Genomic DNA, 17,844 nt, shown 5'->3' with positions numbered 1-17,844 from the left:
CACGAGAGTCCGCCATGTACGAGCTGTCCCGGGTCCGTCTCTACTCCATCGGACCCGCCGGTGCGCGCTACGCCGACACCGTGCTGGACCTCCGGGGGGTGGGCGCGCCGGTGCCCAGCCCCGCGCCCGCGCAGGCGGAGTTCTTCGAGGAGGAGCCGGTCGGCCCGCCCCGCCGGCCGGCGCCCGCCGGCGTGCTCTTCCTGGAGAACGGCGGCGGCAAGTCCGTCCTGCTCAAGCTGATCTTCTCGGTCATGCTGCCGGGCCACCGCAACACCCTGGGCGGCGCCAGCTCCGGCGTGCTGCGCAAGTTCCTCCTCGCCGACGACTGCGGGCACGTCGCCCTGGAGTGGCAGCACGTCCTGACCGGCGAGTCCGTCGTCGTCGGCAAGGTCAGCGAGTGGCGCGGCCGCCAGGTCTCGGGCGACCCCCGCAAGTTCGCCGAGGCCTGGTACTCCTTCCGCCCCGGCCCGGGCCTCAGCCTCGACTCGCTGCCCGTCGCCGAGTCCACGGCCATGCGCCCCAGGGCCGACGGCGCCTCCGGCGCGCGCGGCCGCCGCCGCACCATGAAGGGCTTCCGCGACGCCCTCACCGAGGCCGGCAAGGCCTACCCCCACCTCGACGTGGTGTGGGAGGAGATCCACGAGCGGTGGAACGAGCACCTGGGCGAGCTGGGCCTGGACCCCGAACTCTTCCGCTACCAGCGCGAGATGAACGCCGACGAGGGCGAGGCCGCCGGCCTCTTCGCCGTCAAGAACGACTCCGACTTCACCGACCTGCTGCTGCGCGCGGTCACCGACACCCGTGACACCGACGGCCTCGCCGACCTCGTCCACGGCTTCGCCCACAAGCTGGGCCGCCGGGCCGAGCTGACCGCCGAGCGGGACTTCACCGCCGGCTCCCTCGACCTGCTCTCCCGCATCGCCGAGGCGGCCGTCCACCGCGAGCAGGCGCGCGGGGTGCACGCCGGTGCCGAGCGCCGCACCCGCCTCCTGGCCCACCGCCTCTCCGCGCGCGGCGCGGAGGAGCGCGGCCGTGCCCAGGAGCTGGCCGGCCAGGTCGCCGCCGCGGCCCACGCCGTCACCGACGCCGAGACGGCCCGCGGCCGCAGCTCCCTGGTGGCCGCCGAACTCGCCTACCGGCACGCCTCCCTCGCCCTCGCCGCGGCCGAGAAGGCCGCCGCCGCCCAGCGCCGCGAGCTCAACGACGCCCGCACCCTGCACTCCGCCTGGCAGGCCGCCGAGACCGTGCTGCGCCACCGCGCCGCCGCCGACCGCTCCGCCCGCGTGGCCGCCGCCATCCACGAGGCCGAGCGCGACGCCGCCCCGGCGCTGGCCGCCCGCGCCCAGGCCGCCGTCGAGCTCGTCCGCGCCCTCAACGCCGCCGCCGAGAAGGGCGAGCAGCTCGCCAACGAGCAGGAGGAGCGCTCCGCCGCCCTCCAGGAGACGAGCGAGGCCGCCCACCGCGACGCCACCGCCGCCGCCACCGAGGCGCAGCGCGCCCGCAGCGAGACGGGCCACCTGCGCCAGCGCCTGGCGGAGGTCGAGCAGGAGACCGCCGAGGCCGTCCGCGCCGGCTGGATCGACGACACCGGCCCCGACGCCGACCCCGCCCGCGCCGCCCTCGCCGCCAGCGACGCCGAGAAGCCCGCCGTCGCCGCGTACGAGACCGCCCGCGACGCCGCCCGCCAGGCCGCCGAGCGAGCCAAGGAGGCCGCCGCCGCCGAGTCCCGTGCCGAGCTGGCCGCCCACCGCGCCGCCGACGCCGCCTCTGCCGCCGGCTCGGCCTACGACGCGGAGCGCCGCGCGGCCGAGTCCATCGGCGCCGACCAACGCCTGGTGGAACTGCTGGGTCTGCCCCAGCCGGTGACCGCCGGCCAGGTGCCGGGCCAGCGCGCGCCCGGTGACGACGGCGCCGACGCCTCCGGCGCCGCCCTTCCGGCCACCGGCGGCCCGCTCACCGCCGAGGAGCTCGACCGCAACGCCGACGCGCTGCGCGCACTGCTCGACGAGAACGTCGCCGCGGCCGAGCGGCAGCTGTTCGACCTGCGCACCGCCGCCGCCGACGACTCCCGCATCCTGGGCGCGCTCGGCGACGGCGGCCTGCTGCCGCCCAGCCCCGACGTGCTGGCCGCCGTCGAGTACCTGGGCGAGCACGGCATCCCCGCCCTGCCCGGCTGGCGCTACCTCGCCCAGGCCGTCGACCCCGCCGACCACGCCGCCGTGCTCGCCGCCCGCCCCGAGCTCGTCGACGGCGTCGTCATCACCGACGCCGACTCCCACGCCCGCGCCCGCGAGGTACTGGGCGCGGCCTCGCTGCTGCCGCGCTCCGCCGTGGCCGTCGGCACGGCCGCCGCCCTGCTCGCCCCGGCGTCGGGCACCCACGCCCCCGACACCCCCGACGTCTTCCTCGTGCCGCCGAACCCCGCGATGCACGACGAGCGCGCCGCCGACGAGGAGCGCCACGCCCTGCGCGAGCGCGCCATGGCCCGCGACGAGGAGATCCGCGCCGTGGCGGCCCGGCTGGCCGGCGACCGCACCCTGGCCGCCCGGCTCTCCTCCTGGCGCTCGGGCTGCCCCCGGGGCCGGCTCGCCGAGCTGGCCGCCGAGGCCGAGCGGACCCGGTCCGCCGCCGACACCGCCCAGGAGGCGCTCGCCGAGGCCCGCACGGCCCGCGCCGAGGCCGAGGAGACGGCGGCCGAGACCGCCCGCGTCCGCGACGAGCGGCAGGAGACCGCCCAGCGCGCCCGCCGGGTCGCCGACGCCCTCGCCGGCCTGGCCTACCGGCTGCGGGAGCGCGCCACCTGGCAGACCCGCCTGCGCGAACTCGCCGAGGAGGCCGCCGAGGCCGAGGAGCAGGCCGCGACGTACGTCGACCGCGCCCGCGCCGCCGACGAGGACCGCCGCGCCGCCCAGCGCGCCGCCGACGACGCCCGCCGCACGGCCCGCGCCCTGCGCGCCGAGCGCGCCGAGATCGCCGGCGCCCCCGACGACGTCTTTGAGGGCACCGAGCCGCCCACCGCCTCCCTGCCCGCCCTGCGCGAGGCCTACCGCGCCGCCTCGCAGGTGTACGAGAAGGTCGGCGTCGGCGCCGACCTGCGCGCCGAGCAGGCCCGCGCCGAGAGCGACGAGAGCGCCGCCCGCGCCGAACTCGACCGCCTCACCAACAAGGTGCGCACCCGGGCGGCGCAGCTCCTGGAGGGCACCGACGGCGCCGACGGCCCGTCCCGGCAGGCCGCGGCGGCCCGCGCCGAGGCGCTCGTCCAGATGCTGGAGACCCGCGCCTCGACGGCCAGCGAGCAGCTCGGCCGGCTGCGCGGCGAGGCCGAGCGCCTCGCCCCGGACGACGCGGAGGCCCACACCGAGCTCCCGGACGAGCTGGTGCCCGCGGACGCCGACCGGGCCAAGGAGCTGCTGCGCACCGCCACGGCCGAGCTGGCCGCCCGCACCGACGCCCTGGAGAGCGCCCGCACCGGGCACGGCGACCTGCTGCGCGCCCACCGCTCGGCCGAGGACGCCGCGGCGGGCTTCGACGACACCGCCGCACTCCTGCGCGACCTGCTGCGCGACAACTCCCCCGAGGAGGACGCCGAGCAGCCCGAGCCGTACGCCGGGACCCTGGAGGAGGCCCGCCAGGCCGCGGCCGAGGCCCGGCGCTCCCTGCGCGGCTGCGCGGCCGAGCTGTCGGCCGCCGAGACGGCGGTCCGTGAGGCGAGCGACGTCCTCGTGCGGCACGCCAACTCCACCCGCTACGAACACGTCCGCACCCCGGCCCGCCAGCAGATCCGGGAACTGCCCGCCGCGGCCCTGCCCGAGCACGCGACGGCCTGGGCCGAGGCGTTCGCGCCCCGGCTGCGGGTGCTGACGGACGAGCTGGAGCAGCTGGAGCGCAACCGCGACAGCATCGTCGACCGGCTGCGCGGCCTGGTGGAGTCCTCGCTGGCCACCCTGCGTTCGGCGCAGCGCCTGTCCCGGCTGCCCGAGGGGCTGGGGGAGTGGTCCGGCCAGGAGTTCCTGCGCATCCGCTTCGACGAGCCGGACCAGAGCACGCTCACCGAGCGGCTCGGCGAGGTCATCGACGAGGCCACCCGGTCCGCCGTCAAGAAGAACTCCGACCTGCGCCGCGACGGCATGTCGCTGCTGCTGCGCGGCGTGGGGGCGGCGCTGCTGCCGCGCGGCGTGGCCGTGGAGATCCTCAAGCCGGACGCGGTGCTGCGCGCCGAGCGGGTGCCGGTCGGTCAGATGGGCGACGTCTTCTCCGGCGGCCAGCTGCTGACCGCGGCCATCGCGCTGTACTGCACCATGGCGGCGCTGCGCAGCAACGACCGTGGCCGCGACAAGCAGCGGCACGCGGGCACGCTGTTCCTCGACAACCCCATCGGCCGCGCCAACGCCACGTACCTGCTGGAGCTCCAGCGGGCCGTGGCCGACGCCCTGGGCGTGCAACTGCTCTACACCACCGGCCTGTTCGACACCACCGCACTGGCCGAGTTCCCGCTGGTCATCCGGTTGCGCAACGACGCCGACCTGCGGGCGGGCCTGAAGTACATCAGCGTCGAGGAGCACTTGCGGCCCGGTCTGCCGCAGCCGCAGGACCCTAAGGCAGAGAAGGTGCACGGCGAGATCACGGCCACGCGGATGTTCCGCCGTCCCGTGGAGGACGAGCGGCGCACGGAGGCGGACGCCGCGCGGAACGAGCCGCTGCCGGCCGGGCGGTAGCCGCCCCCTCGCCTCCCCCGGCCGCCGGGCCCCGCCGTCCGGGGGAGGGGGCTCCTCAGGCCCGCTGCCGCGGCAGCGGGCCGAAGCCCGGCCGCTGGGCCCGGTGCACCCTGCGGGCCGTGCTGCTGGGCACGGACACCACCCCGTGCCGCTGCCGCCACACCTGCCGGGTCACCCACACGTCGAGCACTCCCCAGGTGGCCGCCACCGTGCAGGCCACCGCGCAGAACACGGCGGGGAAGGCGAACCACGAGCCCGACAGCGCGAAGAGGAGCGTCACCACCGTCACCACGAGCGTCACCGAGACGATGAGGCCCGCGCGCACCGCGGCGTCCCGGACGGGATCGGGCATTCTCGGCCTCCTGGCCGGCTCCTCGACCCACAACGGCCTGCGGGCGCACGACGGATTGTCGCGATCCAGGTCCATGGCGGCTCACCTCCCCCAGCGGCTGCCCTGAACGGGCTCTTCCCAAAAACGCCCCAGATCAGTCCGGACGGTGGGACACCGGGCGCTGCGACGCCCCCCTTCCGTCCGTCCCCGTCCTCAAGAAGGAGCGAACCACGGGGTGCGAAGGTTCCCAAGGGAGGGGAAATCAGGCCAGACCCGCGCCCGTCGGCCGTACTGGCCTTCGAGTCGCGCAGCGCGCAGTAGTAGGCTCACGCCGCATTACTGTCGGAACACCACCCCCGTACGGCGGGGTTGACGTAGGGGAGGCCATGCGCTTTCGCGGGAAGTCGATCCGCCGGAAGATCGTGGCGCTGCTGCTGGTGCCGCTGGTGTCCCTGACCTCCCTGTGGGCCTTCGCCACGGCCATCACCGGCAGCGAGGCGCTCCAGCTGCTCGCGGTGGCCGACGCCACGCGCAAGGTCGGCTACCCCACCGAGAGCCTGGTCCGCGCCCTGCAGAAGGAGCGCCGGCAGACACTGGTCCTCCTCGCCGACACCCGCCGCGCGGACGTCCTGGCCGAACTGCGCGCCCAGCAGCGCAACACCGACAAGATGATCGCCGCCTTCCGCTCCCACGTGGACGGGGACGTGCGCGACGTGATGAGCGCCGACGCGACGCGGCGTTTCCACGCCATCGAGAAGGGCCTCGACGGCATCGAGGGCCTGCGGCGCCAGGTCGAGGACGGCACCATCGCCCGGCACGCCGCCTTCGCGGCGTACAACGACCTCGTCGATCCCCACTACGACTTCCTCGACAGCCTCAGCGTCGTCCGCGACAGCGACATCGACCGGCAGGGCCGCGCCCTGATCGGCATCGTGCGCGCCCGCGAGGCCGTCGCCCGCGAGGACGCCCTGCTCGCCGCGGCGTTCGCCGACGGCACCATGAGCCGGCAGGACCTGCGGGCGTTCTCCGACCGGGTCGCCGAGCGCAACGTCCTCTACAGCACCAACCTGGCGGTCCTGCCCGCCGGCGAACGCAAGATCATCAACGACTACTGGCGGACCGCCCACGCCCGCGCGCTCGTCGCCGCCGAGGACACGGTGATCCTCGCCGGGGCCCAGCGGGCGGCCCACTCGCTCGAACCCCAGCGCTGGCAGGCCACGGTCACCCCCGTCCTCGACGACCTCAGCCGGATGGCCACCGAGTCCGGCCAGCGCTACGGCGACCGGGTCGAGCCCGTGGCCCTGGGCATCCTCGGCAAGGCCGCCGTCGCGGGCGTCCTCGGCCTCGCCGCCCTCGTCGCCTCGCTCGTCATCTCCTTCCGCGTCGGCCGCGGCCTGGTGCGCGACCTGCGCCGGCTCCGCAAGGAGGCCCACGAGGTCTCCGGCGTCCGGCTGCCCAGCGTGATGCGCCGCCTCGCCGCCGGCGAGCAGATCGACGTCGAGGCCGAGGCCCCGCGGCTCGCGTACGGCCCCGACGAGCTCGGCCAGGTCGGCCAGGCCCTCAACACCCTCCAGCGGGCCGCCGTCGAAGCGGCCGTCAAACAGGCCGACATGCGCCGCGGCGTCTCCGATGTCTTCGTCAACCTCGCCCGCCGCGCCCAGGTCCTGCTGCACCGTCAGCTGAACCTCCTGGACACGATGGAGCGCCGCACCGAGGACACCGGTGAGCTCGCCGACCTCTTCCGCCTCGACCACCTGACCACGCGCATGCGCCGGCACGCCGAGGGCCTGGTCATCCTCTCCGGCGCCGCCCCCTCCCGTCAGTGGCGCAAACCGATCCGCCTCATGGACGTCGTGCGCGCCGCCGTCGCCGAGGTGGAGGACTACGAGCGCATCGAGGTGCGCCGGCTGCCGCGCCTGGCCCTCAGCGGCCCGGCCGTCTCCGACCTCACCCACCTCCTCGCCGAACTCCTGGAGAACGCCACCGTCTTCTCCCCGCCGCACACCGCCGTCCAGGTGCACGGCGAGCGCGTCTCCAACGGCTTCGCCCTCGAGATCGACGACCGCGGCCTCGGCATGACGCCCGAGGCCCTCCTCGAAGCCAACCTCCGGCTCGCCGAGACCCCCGAGTTCGAGCTGTCGGACACCGACCGCCTCGGCCTCTTCGTGGTCAGCCGGCTCGCCCAGCGCCAGGGCGTACGGGTCTCGCTGCAACCCTCCCCGTACGGCGGCACCACGGCCGTCGTGCTCATCCCCTCCGCCCTGCTCATCGAGGCCGGCCCGGGCGCGGCCGACGAGGACACCGGGAGCCAGGTCCTGCCGCCGCACGCGAGGCCGGCCGCCAAGGCGGTGGGCCCCGGCGCCCGGCAGGCCGCCCCCGACGGGCCGGCCGAACCCGCGTCCCCGCACCGCCGCTTCGTGGCGGACCCGGGCGACGGGGCCGGCGGCGAGGGCGTCAGGTCCCTGCGGGGCCTGCCCGCCCCGCCCGTGGCGGCCGGCGAGGAACACCACCAGGCGGCCGACACGGTCGCGCCCCTGCCCCGCCGCAGGCCGCCCGCGCTGGTCTCCGAGAACGGACGCACCGTCACCGGGCGCCCCGGACCGGCCGGTCCGCCGGCCGCCGGTCCCGAGGACGAGCGCACGCCGACCGGCGGACTGCCCCGCCGCGTGCGCCAGGCCAGCCTCGCCCCGCAGCTCAAGGACTCTGCGGCCGCCGGGGCCCGGACCGCCCCGCAGCCCGGCGGGCCGGCCGCCGAACGCGACGCCGAAGAGGTCCGGGCCCGCATGGCCGCCCTCCAGCAAGGATGGCGACGCGGGCGGGAGGACAATGGGACGACGAACTCACCGAGCACAGCAGCACCAGGAACAACAACTGAGGGGGACGGTCGATGACCGCACCGAAGGCCGTGATACGCAACGCCGAGCCGGGCCACCACGGGGCATCCGCCGGCTCCGGCGACCTGAACTGGCTCCTCGACGAACTCGTCGAGCGCGTCACCACCGTCCGCAAGGCGCTCGTCCTCTCCGGCGACGGCCTGGCCCGTGGCTCCTCGAAGGACCTCACCCGTGAGGACGGCGAGCACCTCGCCGCCGTCGCCTCCGGCTTCCACAGCCTCGCCAAGGGTGTGGGCCGGCACTTCGAGGCCGGCGAGGTACGCCAGACCGTGGTCGAACTGGACCAGGCGTTCCTGTTCGTCACCGCCGCCGGCGACGGCAGCTGCCTGGCCGTCCTCGCCGACGCCGACTCCGACATCGGGCTGGTGGCCTACGAGATGACGCTGCTCGTCAAGCGCGTGGGAGCCCACCTGGGCACGGCTCCGCGAACCGGCGTCGCCGACGAGTGACGGACGGCATGACCGGAGACCGGGGGCAGGCGGCCCACTGGTACGACGACGCGGCGGGCCCGGTGGTCCGCCCGTACGCCATGACCCGTGGCCGCACCCGCAGCCCCGCCGAGGACCGGCTCGACCTGATCGCGCTGGTCGTCGCCGAGGAGTTACTGGTCGCGCACCCCGGCGGTGCGCACGCCATCGCGGACCACACGCTCTCCCCGGAACACCTCGACATCGCCGACCTCGCCCGGCAGGGGCCCCAGTCCGTCGCCGAACTGGCCGCCGGGCTGGACCTCCCCGTGGGCGTGGTGCGCGTCCTCGTCGGCGACCTGATGGACGGCGGGTACGTCCGCGTCTCCCGCCCCGTCCCGCCGGCGGAGCTGCCCGACGAGGGCATCCTGCGCGAGGTGATCGACGGCCTGCGTGCCCTGTGAGGCACCACCCGGGCCGGCCACCCGGCCGGCCCCGGTGGGCCTCACAGGGCACCGGCCGGGGCTTGTCGGAGCGACCCTCGATGCGGAACGATCATCACCCCGGGGGAGGGCGATGCCGCACCCACCCCTATCGGAGGAGAAACACCCATGGTTTTCGGGCGCTCTGACCGCCGTGAACGGTCCGCGGTCGCCCCGGTGGCCCTCAAGCTCCTGGTCGCCGGCGGCTTCGGCGTGGGCAAGACCACCCTGGTCGGTGCCATCAGCGAGATCAAGCCGCTGCGCACCGAGGAACTGCTCACCGAGGCGGGCCGCCCGGTGGACGACACCTCGGGCGTCGAGGGCAAGCGCACCACCACCGTGGCCATGGACTTCGGACGGATCACCCTCCGCGACGACCTGGTCCTCTACCTCTTCGGCACGCCCGGCCAGGACCGCTTCTGGTTCCTGTGGGACGAGCTGGCGCAGGGCGCCCTCGGGGCGGTCGTGCTCGCCGACACCCGTCGGCTCGAGGACTGCTTCGCCGCCGTCGACTACTTCGAGCGGCGCGGCATCCCCTTCACCCTCGCGGTCAACTGCTTCGACGGCGCCGTCCGCTACCCCGAGGAGGCCGTGCGCGACGCGCTCGACCTCGACCCGGGCGTACCGGTCCTGCTGTGCGACGCCCGCGAGCGGGAGTCGGTGAAGGACGTCCTCGTCTCCGTCGTCGAGCACGCCATGGCCGGAGGCCTCACCGGCGCGCGGGCCGCGGCTGTCTGACGGGCCGGAGCCCGCCGGGCCGCGGCGCCCTCAGCGCACGGGGAAGTCGAAGTAGGTGGCGGGGTAGGGCTCGTCGCGGAGCGTGTAGTGCCACCACTCCTCGGCGAGGTTGGTGAAGCCCGCCTTCTCCATGGCGGACTTCAGCAGCAGCCGGTTGGCCCGCTGCCGGCCCTGGATCCTCGGGTCGAGCGTGTGGGACAGGGTGTCGAAGCAGTCGAATCCCGTGCCCATGTCGACGGAGTTGTCGGGGAAGCGCTCGGACCGGGGGGCGAAGCAGGGGGCGAGCCGCTCGCCCGGTACGTACGGCCGCGTCGGCAGGGCCGGCAGCCGCACGATCGTCAGGTCCATCGTGCTGCCCCTGCTGTGGCCCGACTTCTCCGCGATGTAGCCGTCCGCGAACAGCCGCGACTTGTCCACCCGCGGATAGAACTCCGTCTTCATCCGCGTGTCGTCCAGGTCCTTCGCCCATGCCACGAAGTCGTTCACCGCGCGCTGCGGCCGGTAGCAGTCGTAGACCTTGAGCGAAAGGCCCCGCCGCAGCATGGCCCGCTGCACCCGGTGCAGCGACTCGGCGGCGGGTCTGGTCAGCAGGCACGTGGGACGCCGATAGCCGTCGACGCGGTGACCGGTGAAGTTGTGCGGGGTGAAGTAACGCATCTCCTGAACGATCGTCGGGTCCACCTCGGCGAGGGAGACGAACCCCGGGGGCGCCTTCGGCGCCGGCCCCGCCTGCGCTGCCGGCGCGGACACCAGCGAGGCCAGCACGGCGAACGGTAAGGCGAGGGCACGGCACACAGCGGAAAGTTTCACCATGGCCCCTTCCCCTACCACCCGCGGCACCCCAGGAGGAAGAGCGGAGCCGACCCCGCCGGCTCACCCCCGCACCCGCACCGGATACCGCACCTCCGCCGCACCCTCCTGCTCCACCGTCACCGCCCCGCCCCGCAGCCGCGTCGTGAAGCGCACCGCCTCCGGGCTCGCCCAGCCCGGCCCCGCGTCCGGGACCAGCACCCCGCCGCCGCACCGCCCCGGAGCCGGCGTCCACACGTCCAGCTCCACCGCACCCCCGGCACCCGCCACCGGAATCACCGACCCCGCCCGCGCCAGCACCGGAACGCGCGACAACGGCGCGTCCAGCAGCACCTGCCCCGGCCCCTCGTACGCCCGGCCCGTCGCCGTGTCGTACCAGCGCCCCCACGGCAGCCGCACCGCCCGCTGGTCCGCCCCCCGCTCCAGCACCGGCGCCACCAGCAGCGAATCACCCAGCAGGAACTCGTCCTCACAGTCCCGCAGCGCCCGGTCCTCCGGCGACCGCCACCACACCGGCCGCACATAGGGCGCCCCCGTCCGCCGCGCCAGATGCGCCAGCGTCACGAAGTACGGCAACAACCGCATCCGCTCCCGCAGCGCCGCCCCCGCGCACTCCAGCGCCTGCGCCCCGAACTCCCACGGCTCCCGCCGCCCCGCCGAGATCGCCGCATGGGTGCGGAACAACGGCAGATACGCCCCCAGCTGGAACCAGCGCACATACAGCTCCGGCGACGGAGACCCCGTGAACCCCCCGATGTCGGGCCCCGAATACGGCACCCCGCACAGCCCCAGGCCCAGCACCAGCGCCAGCGACGCCCGCAGCCCCGGCCAGCCCGTCGCCACGTCCCCCGACCACGTGCCGCCGTAGCGCTGCATCCCGGCCCAGCCCGACCGCGAGAACAGGAACGGCCGCTCGTCCGGCCGCAGCGCGCAGAGCCCCTCGTACCCGGCCCGCGCCATCGCCAGCCCGTACACGTTGTGCGCCTCCCGGTGGTCACCGCCGCGGCCCTCCAGCGAGTGCCGCGCCGAGCGCGGCAGCGTCGGGTCGCCGAACGCCGCGAACGACACCGGCTCGTTCATGTCGTGCCACACCCCGGAGAAGCCCTGCACCAGCCGCTCCGCGTACAGCCCGCCCCACCACTCGCGCACCTTCGGATCCGTGAAGTCCGGAAACACCGACTCACCCGGCCACACCTCCCCCCGCACCCGCCGGCCCCGGGCGTCCCGCACGAAGACGTCCTCCTCGTCGCCGGCGTCGTACACCGCCAGCCCCGGCTCCACCTTCACCGCCGGGTCCACGATGGACACCAGCCGCACCCCCTCCCGCCGCAGGTCCGCCGCCAGCCCCGGCAGATCGGGGAACCGCTCCCGGTCCACCGTGAACACCCGGTGCCCCCGGTAGTGATCGATGTCCAGGTGCACCGCCGAGAGCGGCAGCCCCCGCTCCCGGTAACCGGCCACCACCCGCCGCACCTCGCCCTCGCTGCCGAACCCCCAGCGCGCGTGGTGATGCCCCAGCGCCCACGTCGGCGGCAGCGCCGCCCTGCCCGTCAACGCCGCCCAGCCGTGCAGCACCCGCGCCGGAGTGCCCGCCAGCACCCAGTACCGCAGCGGACCCCCGTCCATCCGCACCTCGCACCGGCCCGGCCTGTCGTGCCCCGACCCCGCACCCTCCTCGCCCTCCCACACCGTGACGTGGCCGTCCCAGGAGTTGTCGTGGAACGCCAGGTGAGTCCCCGCGTCCGCCACCACCAGCTGCACCGGCATCGTGATGTACAGCGGATCGTCCCCCGGCTCGAAGGCACCGCCCGGGTCCGTGTTCCACAGCCGGTACACCCCGTCCCGCAGCCGCGGACCGGCCGCCCGGCCGCCCAGGCCGAAGAAACGCGCGTCCGCCGCCACCTGGGACCGCTGTACCCAGCGCGCCCCGCCCCCGGCCCGCCCCACCGGCTCCCACCAGCGCGGCGGCAGGTCACGCCGCAACATCACCCCGCCCGGCGTGCGCACCTCCACCGTCCCGTGCCGCGAGACCGCCACCAGCACCCGCTCCGACACCACCCGCCAGCCGCCGTCCGTGTCCGGCTCCAGCACGGCCCGCTCGTCCCCCTCCGGACACCCGCCCGCCAGCGCGTACGACGGCTCGGGCTCCGCCCCGTCCCACCCGCAGAACACCGCACCCCCCTCCGCCACCCGCACCCGCAGCGACGACCGGGCGAACCGCACCACCCCGCCCCCCGGCCCCGGCTCCGCCCCCAGTGCCACCCCCGGCACCCGGGCCCGCTCCGTGCCCTGTCGCGGCAGCCCCACCGAGTCCGCGCGCCGCCGCCGCCACGCCGACCGCACGGACCGCAGCCCCTGCGTGCTCCCCGCCGCCCGCAACGAAGCCATCCACTTCACCGATCGCACAAGGTCACCCGCGTCCATGCCGCTCACCCTGCCACCGCCGCCCTCCCGTGCGCGCACCGTTCAACCGCCGTTCACCCCGCAGGGCCCCCTCGCCCACCGACCGGTGTGGCCTCGCCCCTGGTGCGGGAGTCGATCACATGGCATCGTCCTGCCCAGCCGCGTCACGGGGCCACCCCGCCCTGCCGCGGCGCCGCCCACGACGCGCACAGCCCGGGAGCAACCATGACCACCGCACCGCACCCCGCCGACCGGCCGGAGCCCCTCCGGCGCCCCGGCCAGGACCGCGTCGCCCGCGCGCAGGTCACCCGCTTCCACGCCTGGGCCGCCGACCGGCACGGCGCGCCCGCCCCCCTGCCCGGCGACCCCGCCGCGAGCTACGCCGCCCTGCACCGCTGGTCCGTCGACGAGCTCGAAACCTTCTGGCAGGCCGTCACCGAGTGGTGCGACGTGCGCTTCACCGCCCCCTACGAGCGCGTGCTCGCCGACCGCGCCATGCCCGGCGCCCGCTGGTTCCCCGGCGCCACCCTCAACTACGCCGAACACGCCCTGCGCACCGCCCAGGACCCCGCCAGAGCGCAGGAGCCGGCCCTCCTCCACGTCGACGAGACCCACGACCCCCGCCCCGTCACCTGGGGCGACCTGCGCCGGCAGGTCGGCTCCCTCGCCGCCGAGCTGCGCCGCCTCGGCGTACGCCCCGGCGACCGCGTCAGCGGATACCTGCCCAACATCCCCCACGCCGTCGTCGCCCTGCTCGCCAGCGCCGCCGTCGGCGCCGTCTGGACCTCCTGCGCCCCCGACTTCGGCGCCCGCAGCGTCTTGGACCGCTTCCAGCAGGTCGAACCCGTCGTGCTCTTCACCGTCGACGGCTACCGCTACGGCGGCAAGCGCCATGAGCGCGCCGACGTCGTCGCCGAACTGCGCGCCGAGCTGCCGACCCTCCGTGCCGTCGTCCACATCCCGCTGCTGGGCACCCCGGCTCCCCAGGGCGCGCTGGAGTGGGACGACCTGACGGCGGCGGACACCGAGCCCGTCTTCGAACAGATCCCCTTCGACCACCCGCTGTGGGTGCTCTACTCCTCCGGCACCACCGGCCTGCCCAAGGCCATCGTCCAGTCCCAGGGCGGCATCCTCCTCGAACACCTCAAGCAGCTCGCCCTGCACTGCGACCTCGGACCGCAGGACCGGTTCTTCTGGTACACCTCCACCGGCTGGATGATGTGGAACTTCCTCGTCTCCGGCCTCCTCGTCGGCTCCACCGTCGTCCTCTACGACGGCAGCCCCGGCCACCCCGACACCGCCGCCCAGTGGCGCGTCGCCGAACGCACCGGCGCCACCCTCTTCGGCACCTCCGCCGCCTACGTGATGGCCTGCCGCAAGGCCGGCGTCCACCCGGCGCGCGACTTCGACCTCTCCCGCGTCCACTGCGTCGCCACCACCGGCTCCCCGCTGCCCCCCGACGGGTTCCGCTGGATCCACGACGAGTTCCACCGGGAGGGCACCGAGGACATGTGGATCGCCTCGGTCAGCGGCGGCACGGACGTCTGCAGCTGCTTCGCCGGCGCGGTGCCCACCCTCCCCGTGCACATCGGCGAACTCCAGGCCCCCTGCCTGGGCACTGACCTCCAGGCGTGGGACGCCCACGGAAAGCCCGTCGTCGACGAGGTCGGCGAGCTGGTCGTCGCCAACCCCATGCCCTCCATGCCCCTGCGCTTCTGGAACGACCCCGACGGCTCCCGCTACCGAGAGAGCTACTTCGACATGTTCCCCGGGGTGTGGCGGCACGGCGACTGGATCACCCTCACCTCGCGCGGCACCGTCGTCATCCACGGCCGCTCCGACTCGACCCTCAACCGGCAGGGCGTCCGCATGGGCTCGGCCGACATCTACGAGGCCGTCGAACGCCTCCCCGAGATCCGCGAATCCCTCGTCATCGGCGTCGAACAAGCCGACGGCGGCTACTGGATGCCCCTCTTCGTCCATCTCGCACCGGACGCCACCCTGGACGACGAACTGCTCGACCGCATCAAGAGCACCATCCGCCGGCGGCTCTCCCCGCGCCACGTCCCCGACGAGGTCATCGAGGTTCCGGCCATCCCCCACACCCTCACCGGCAAGCGCATCGAGGTCCCCGTCAAACGCCTCCTCCAGGGCACCCCGCTCGAGAAGGCGGTCAACCCCGGCTCCGTCGACAACGTCGAACTGCTCGGCTTCTACGAGCGCCTGGCGCGCGAGCGGTCCTGAGAGGCGTTGTCAGTGGTCCCCGTTACTGTGAGTGAGCATCGATCACTCGCGCTGAGGGGGAGTTCATGGCGCACACCGACAACAGCCGGCGACTGACCGCGCGCCGCAGACTGCGCGGCGAAGCACCCAGCACCGTGGCCGTCCTGGCCGACGAGCGGGACTTCGCCGCCATGCGGCGGTACGACACCTTCACCTTCGACGATCACGCCATGTACCTGCGGCAGGTGGAGGGACTGCTGCGCGCCATGGCCGCCAAGGGCACCTACACCAGCGTCGCCCTCTTCGACCCCGACGCCTACGAGCAGTACTGCACCGAGCGGCGCCTCGACCCCGACACCCCGGCCAGCCGCACCCGCTACACCGCCGACATCGCCGCACAGGGCGTCAGGGTCCCCTACGAGGGACAGCCCATCGCCCGCCTGCTGCCCGACCTCGTCGACCAAGCCGGCCGGCAGACCACCTGGGAGCGGGCCTCCCGGCTGCTCGCCCGCGCCGGCGGCCCCGCCGCGCACGCCACGGACAGCGGCCAGGTCGCCTTCGCCCGTGCCTCAAGGACGCTCCGGCGCCTCATCGAAGCCGTGGGAACCGGCGCCCACCACCTGGTGTGCACCGTCCCCGCCGAAGGGACCACCCGCCTCGTCGCCGTCCTCCACGCCGAGCGTCACGAGGACGGCCACGTGCACATGGGCCACCCGGCGGCCACCGTCTTCTGCACGGTGCTGGCCGCCGGCTTCACCGCAGAACGTCCCGGCGGCCTCGCCCTGCGCAGCATGGTGCCCGGACGGCCGGCCGTCCTGCGGGCCTGGGGCATCAAGCACGGCACGCTGGTCCCCATGTCGGAGGCGGAGGTCTTCTCCGCCTACTGCACGGACGCCCTGAACGGCGATCCCGTACCGCCCGAGCACGGCGTGGAACACCGCGCGGGCATCGAGATCGACACGGAGCTCGACATGGACCTGGACGCGCACTTCATCAAAGACCTCGACCGGGACCTCGGCGTGGGCCTCGACAAGGGCCCCGACACGGGGGAGGACGACTGAAAGAAGAAGGGGTGCCCCGCCGGCAGGCGGGGCACCCCTTCACTTCACGCGCACGTCACCACGCACGCCTCGGCTCACTCGCCGGACAGCACCGCCTGCGCGGCCAGACGGGCCTCCTCGGCCGTGTCCGTGGCACGCGCCGCAGCCGCCGCACGCTCGCACTGGGCCAGCGTGTGCTTGGCCAGCGTGGCCCGCACGTACGGAATCGACGCGGCGCCCATCGACAGGCTCGTCACGCCCAGACCCGTCAGCACACAGGCCAGCAGCGGGTCGGACGCGGCCTCACCGCACACGCCACAGCTCTTGCCCTCGGCCTTGGCCGCCTCGGCCGACGCCGCGATCAGGTCGAGCAGCGCGGGCTGCCACGGGTCCTGAAGGCGGGAGACCGCACCGACCTGACGGTCGGCGGCGAAGGTGTACTGCGCCAGGTCGTTCGTACCCAGCGACAGGAACTCCACCTCCTGCAGGATCGAACGCGCCCGCAGCGCGGCGGAGGGAATCTCCACCATCGCACCGAACTTCGCCCGGAGCCCGGCCTCACGGCACGCGTCCGCGAACGCCTTGGCGTCCGTGCGGTCCGCCACCATCGGGGCCATGACCTCAAGGTAGACCGGCAGGCCCGCGGCCGCCTTCGCGAGCGCGGTGAGCTGCGTACGCAGCACCTCCGGGTGGTCCAGCAGCGTCCGCAGACCGCGCACGCCCAGCGCCGGGTTGGGCTCGTCGGCCGGCGTCAGGAAGTCCAGCGGCTTGTCCGCGCCCGCGTCCAGCACCCGCACGACCACGCGGCCCTCGGGGAACGCCTCCAGCACCTTGCGGTAGGCCTCGACCTGCTTGGCCTCCGACGGTGCCTTCGCGCTGTCGTCCAGGAACAGGAATTCGGTGCGGAACAGGCCCACGCCCTCCGCGCCCGCCTCCACCGCGGCCGGCACGTCGGCCGGACCGCCGACGTTGGCCAGCAGCGGCACCTTGTGCCCGTCGGACGTCGCACCCGGACCCGACGACGCGGCCAGCGCGGCCTTGCGCGCCTCGGCGGCCTTCGTCAGCTCGGCCCGCTTCTCCGCGCTGGGGTCGACGAAGATGTCACCGGTGCTGCCGTCCACGGCCACCACCGTGCCCTCGGCGAGTTCACCGGCGCCCGGCAGCGCCACCACGGCCGGCACGCCCAGGGCCCGCGCCAGGATGGCGCTGTGGCTGGTCGGCCCGCCCTCCTCGGTCACGAAACCGAGCACCAGCGTCGGGTCGAGCAGTGCCGTGTCGGCGGGCGCGAGGTCGCGCGCGATGAGCACGTAGGGCTCGTCGCTGTCCGGCACACCCGGCATCGGCACGCCCAGCAGGCGCGCGACGATGCGGTTGCGCACGTCGTCCAGGTCGGCCACCCGGCCGGCCAGGTACTCGCCGGCGTTGGCGAGCAGCGCACGATAGGCGGCGAAGGCGTCGTACACCGCGCGCTCCGCGGTGCTGCCGACGGTGATGCGCCGTTCGACGTCGGCCATCAGCTCGGGGTCCTGCGCCATCATGGCCTGGGCCTCGAGCACGTGCTGGGCCTCGCCACCGGCCAGGTTGCCGCGCGCGATGAGGTCGGCGGCGACGGCCTCGACGGCCTGGCGGGCGCGCCCCTGCTCGCGCGGCGCCTCGTCCGCCGGAATCTGCTTGGCCGGCGGCTCCAGAACCGCCGTGCCCATGTGCCGCACCTCGCCGATCGCCACACCGTGGCTCACGCCGACGCCTCGCAGCGTTGTCTCCATTTCACCCGTCTCCGGTTGGATGCGGCGGATCGTCG

Annotated in this window: 11 protein-coding genes; 7 read left to right on the top strand and 4 right to left on the bottom strand. The window is 75.0% G+C overall.

Annotated elements, in window-relative coordinates; genetic code table 11:
- Positions 1-14 precede the first annotated feature (14 nt).
- A complete protein-coding gene (locus CYQ11_RS04355) occupies positions 15-4,715 on the top strand; it encodes a coiled-coil domain-containing protein (protein WP_240003126.1) in 4,701 nt (1,566 codons plus the stop codon).
- 55 nt (positions 4,716-4,770) lie between these two features.
- Here CYQ11_RS04355 and CYQ11_RS04350 read toward each other — a convergent pair whose 3' ends face one another.
- Positions 4,771-5,067 carry a hypothetical protein gene (locus CYQ11_RS04350; protein ID WP_338105361.1) on the bottom strand — a complete coding sequence of 99 codons (297 nt, stop codon included), beginning with the start codon at positions 5,065-5,067 and terminating at the stop codon, positions 4,771-4,773.
- Between the two features lie 365 nt (positions 5,068-5,432).
- On the opposite strand from CYQ11_RS04350, the gene CYQ11_RS04345 reads away from it, so the two are divergent.
- The 4 genes from CYQ11_RS04345 to CYQ11_RS04330 all read left to right on the top strand — a co-directional run bounded on the left by CYQ11_RS04345 (position 5,433) and on the right by CYQ11_RS04330 (position 9,567).
- A complete protein-coding gene (locus CYQ11_RS04345; RefSeq protein WP_099197542.1) occupies positions 5,433-7,937 on the top strand; it encodes a sensor histidine kinase in 2,505 nt (834 codons plus the stop codon).
- Positions 7,934-8,389: a roadblock/LC7 domain-containing protein gene (locus CYQ11_RS04340; protein WP_099197541.1), complete on the top strand. Its 456-nt coding sequence runs from the start codon at positions 7,934-7,936 to the stop codon at positions 8,387-8,389. The genes CYQ11_RS04345 and CYQ11_RS04340 overlap by 4 nt, the downstream gene beginning before the upstream one ends.
- A gap of 8 nt (positions 8,390-8,397) precedes the next feature.
- Positions 8,398-8,811: a DUF742 domain-containing protein gene (locus CYQ11_RS04335; protein ID WP_099197540.1), complete on the top strand. Its 414-nt coding sequence runs from the start codon at positions 8,398-8,400 to the stop codon at positions 8,809-8,811.
- A 147-nt stretch (positions 8,812-8,958) separates the two neighbouring features.
- Positions 8,959-9,567, top strand: a complete 609-nt coding sequence (locus tag CYQ11_RS04330) for a GTP-binding protein (RefSeq protein WP_099197539.1) — start codon at positions 8,959-8,961, stop codon at positions 9,565-9,567.
- 30 nt (positions 9,568-9,597) lie between these two features.
- Here CYQ11_RS04330 and CYQ11_RS04325 read toward each other — a convergent pair whose 3' ends face one another.
- Together CYQ11_RS04325 and CYQ11_RS04320 are read right to left on the bottom strand one after the other, a co-directional pair.
- Entirely contained in the window at positions 9,598-10,380 is a 783-nt protein-coding gene (locus CYQ11_RS04325; RefSeq protein WP_099197538.1) for a M15 family metallopeptidase, read from the bottom strand.
- Between the two features lie 60 nt (positions 10,381-10,440).
- Positions 10,441-12,801, bottom strand: a complete 2,361-nt coding sequence (locus CYQ11_RS04320; RefSeq protein ID WP_104650960.1) for a glycoside hydrolase family 31 protein — start codon at positions 12,799-12,801, stop codon at positions 10,441-10,443.
- Between the two features lie 204 nt (positions 12,802-13,005).
- On the opposite strand from CYQ11_RS04320, the gene CYQ11_RS04315 reads away from it, so the two are divergent.
- Positions 13,006-15,024, top strand: coding sequence for an acetoacetate--CoA ligase (locus CYQ11_RS04315; protein ID WP_099199062.1), 2,019 nt, complete (start codon positions 13,006-13,008; stop codon positions 15,022-15,024).
- 65 nt (positions 15,025-15,089) lie between these two features.
- On the top strand, positions 15,090-16,064 hold the full coding sequence (locus CYQ11_RS04310) for a DUF8829 domain-containing protein (RefSeq protein ID WP_240003378.1): 975 nt from the start codon (positions 15,090-15,092) through the stop codon (positions 16,062-16,064).
- Positions 16,065-16,138: 74 nt separating this feature from the next.
- Here CYQ11_RS04310 and ptsP read toward each other — a convergent pair whose 3' ends face one another.
- Positions 16,139-17,809, bottom strand: a complete 1,671-nt coding sequence (gene ptsP, locus CYQ11_RS04305) for a phosphoenolpyruvate--protein phosphotransferase (protein WP_099199063.1) — start codon at positions 17,807-17,809, stop codon at positions 16,139-16,141.
- Positions 17,810-17,844: the final 35 nt, after the last annotated feature.

Source organism: Streptomyces cinnamoneus (genome assembly GCF_002939475.1).
Lineage (GTDB): Bacteria > Actinomycetota > Actinomycetes > Streptomycetales > Streptomycetaceae > Streptomyces > Streptomyces cinnamoneus_A.
The sequence above is the reverse complement of the archived record's forward strand: the minus strand, read 5'-3'. Positions and strand labels throughout refer to the sequence as shown.

Excerpts from the sequence above, each read along its gene's own strand:
- CYQ11_RS04355 (WP_240003126.1), top strand. The coding sequence starts at position 15 with ATGTACGAGCTGTCCCGGGTCCGTCTCTACTCCATCGGACCCGCCGGT.
- CYQ11_RS04350 (WP_338105361.1), bottom strand. The coding sequence starts at position 5,067 with ATGCCCGATCCCGTCCGGGACGCCGCGGTGCGCGCGGGCCTCATCGTC.
- CYQ11_RS04345 (WP_099197542.1), top strand. The coding sequence starts at position 5,433 with ATGCGCTTTCGCGGGAAGTCGATCCGCCGGAAGATCGTGGCGCTGCTG.
- CYQ11_RS04340 (WP_099197541.1), top strand. The coding sequence starts at position 7,934 with ATGACCGCACCGAAGGCCGTGATACGCAACGCCGAGCCGGGCCACCAC.
- CYQ11_RS04335 (WP_099197540.1), top strand. The coding sequence starts at position 8,398 with ATGACCGGAGACCGGGGGCAGGCGGCCCACTGGTACGACGACGCGGCG.
- CYQ11_RS04330 (WP_099197539.1), top strand. The coding sequence starts at position 8,959 with ATGGTTTTCGGGCGCTCTGACCGCCGTGAACGGTCCGCGGTCGCCCCG.
- CYQ11_RS04325 (WP_099197538.1), bottom strand. The coding sequence starts at position 10,380 with ATGGTGAAACTTTCCGCTGTGTGCCGTGCCCTCGCCTTACCGTTCGCC.
- CYQ11_RS04320 (WP_104650960.1), bottom strand. The coding sequence starts at position 12,801 with ATGGACGCGGGTGACCTTGTGCGATCGGTGAAGTGGATGGCTTCGTTG.
- CYQ11_RS04315 (WP_099199062.1), top strand. The coding sequence starts at position 13,006 with ATGACCACCGCACCGCACCCCGCCGACCGGCCGGAGCCCCTCCGGCGC.
- CYQ11_RS04310 (WP_240003378.1), top strand. The coding sequence starts at position 15,090 with ATGGCGCACACCGACAACAGCCGGCGACTGACCGCGCGCCGCAGACTG.
- ptsP (WP_099199063.1), bottom strand. The coding sequence starts at position 17,809 with ATGGAGACAACGCTGCGAGGCGTCGGCGTGAGCCACGGTGTGGCGATC.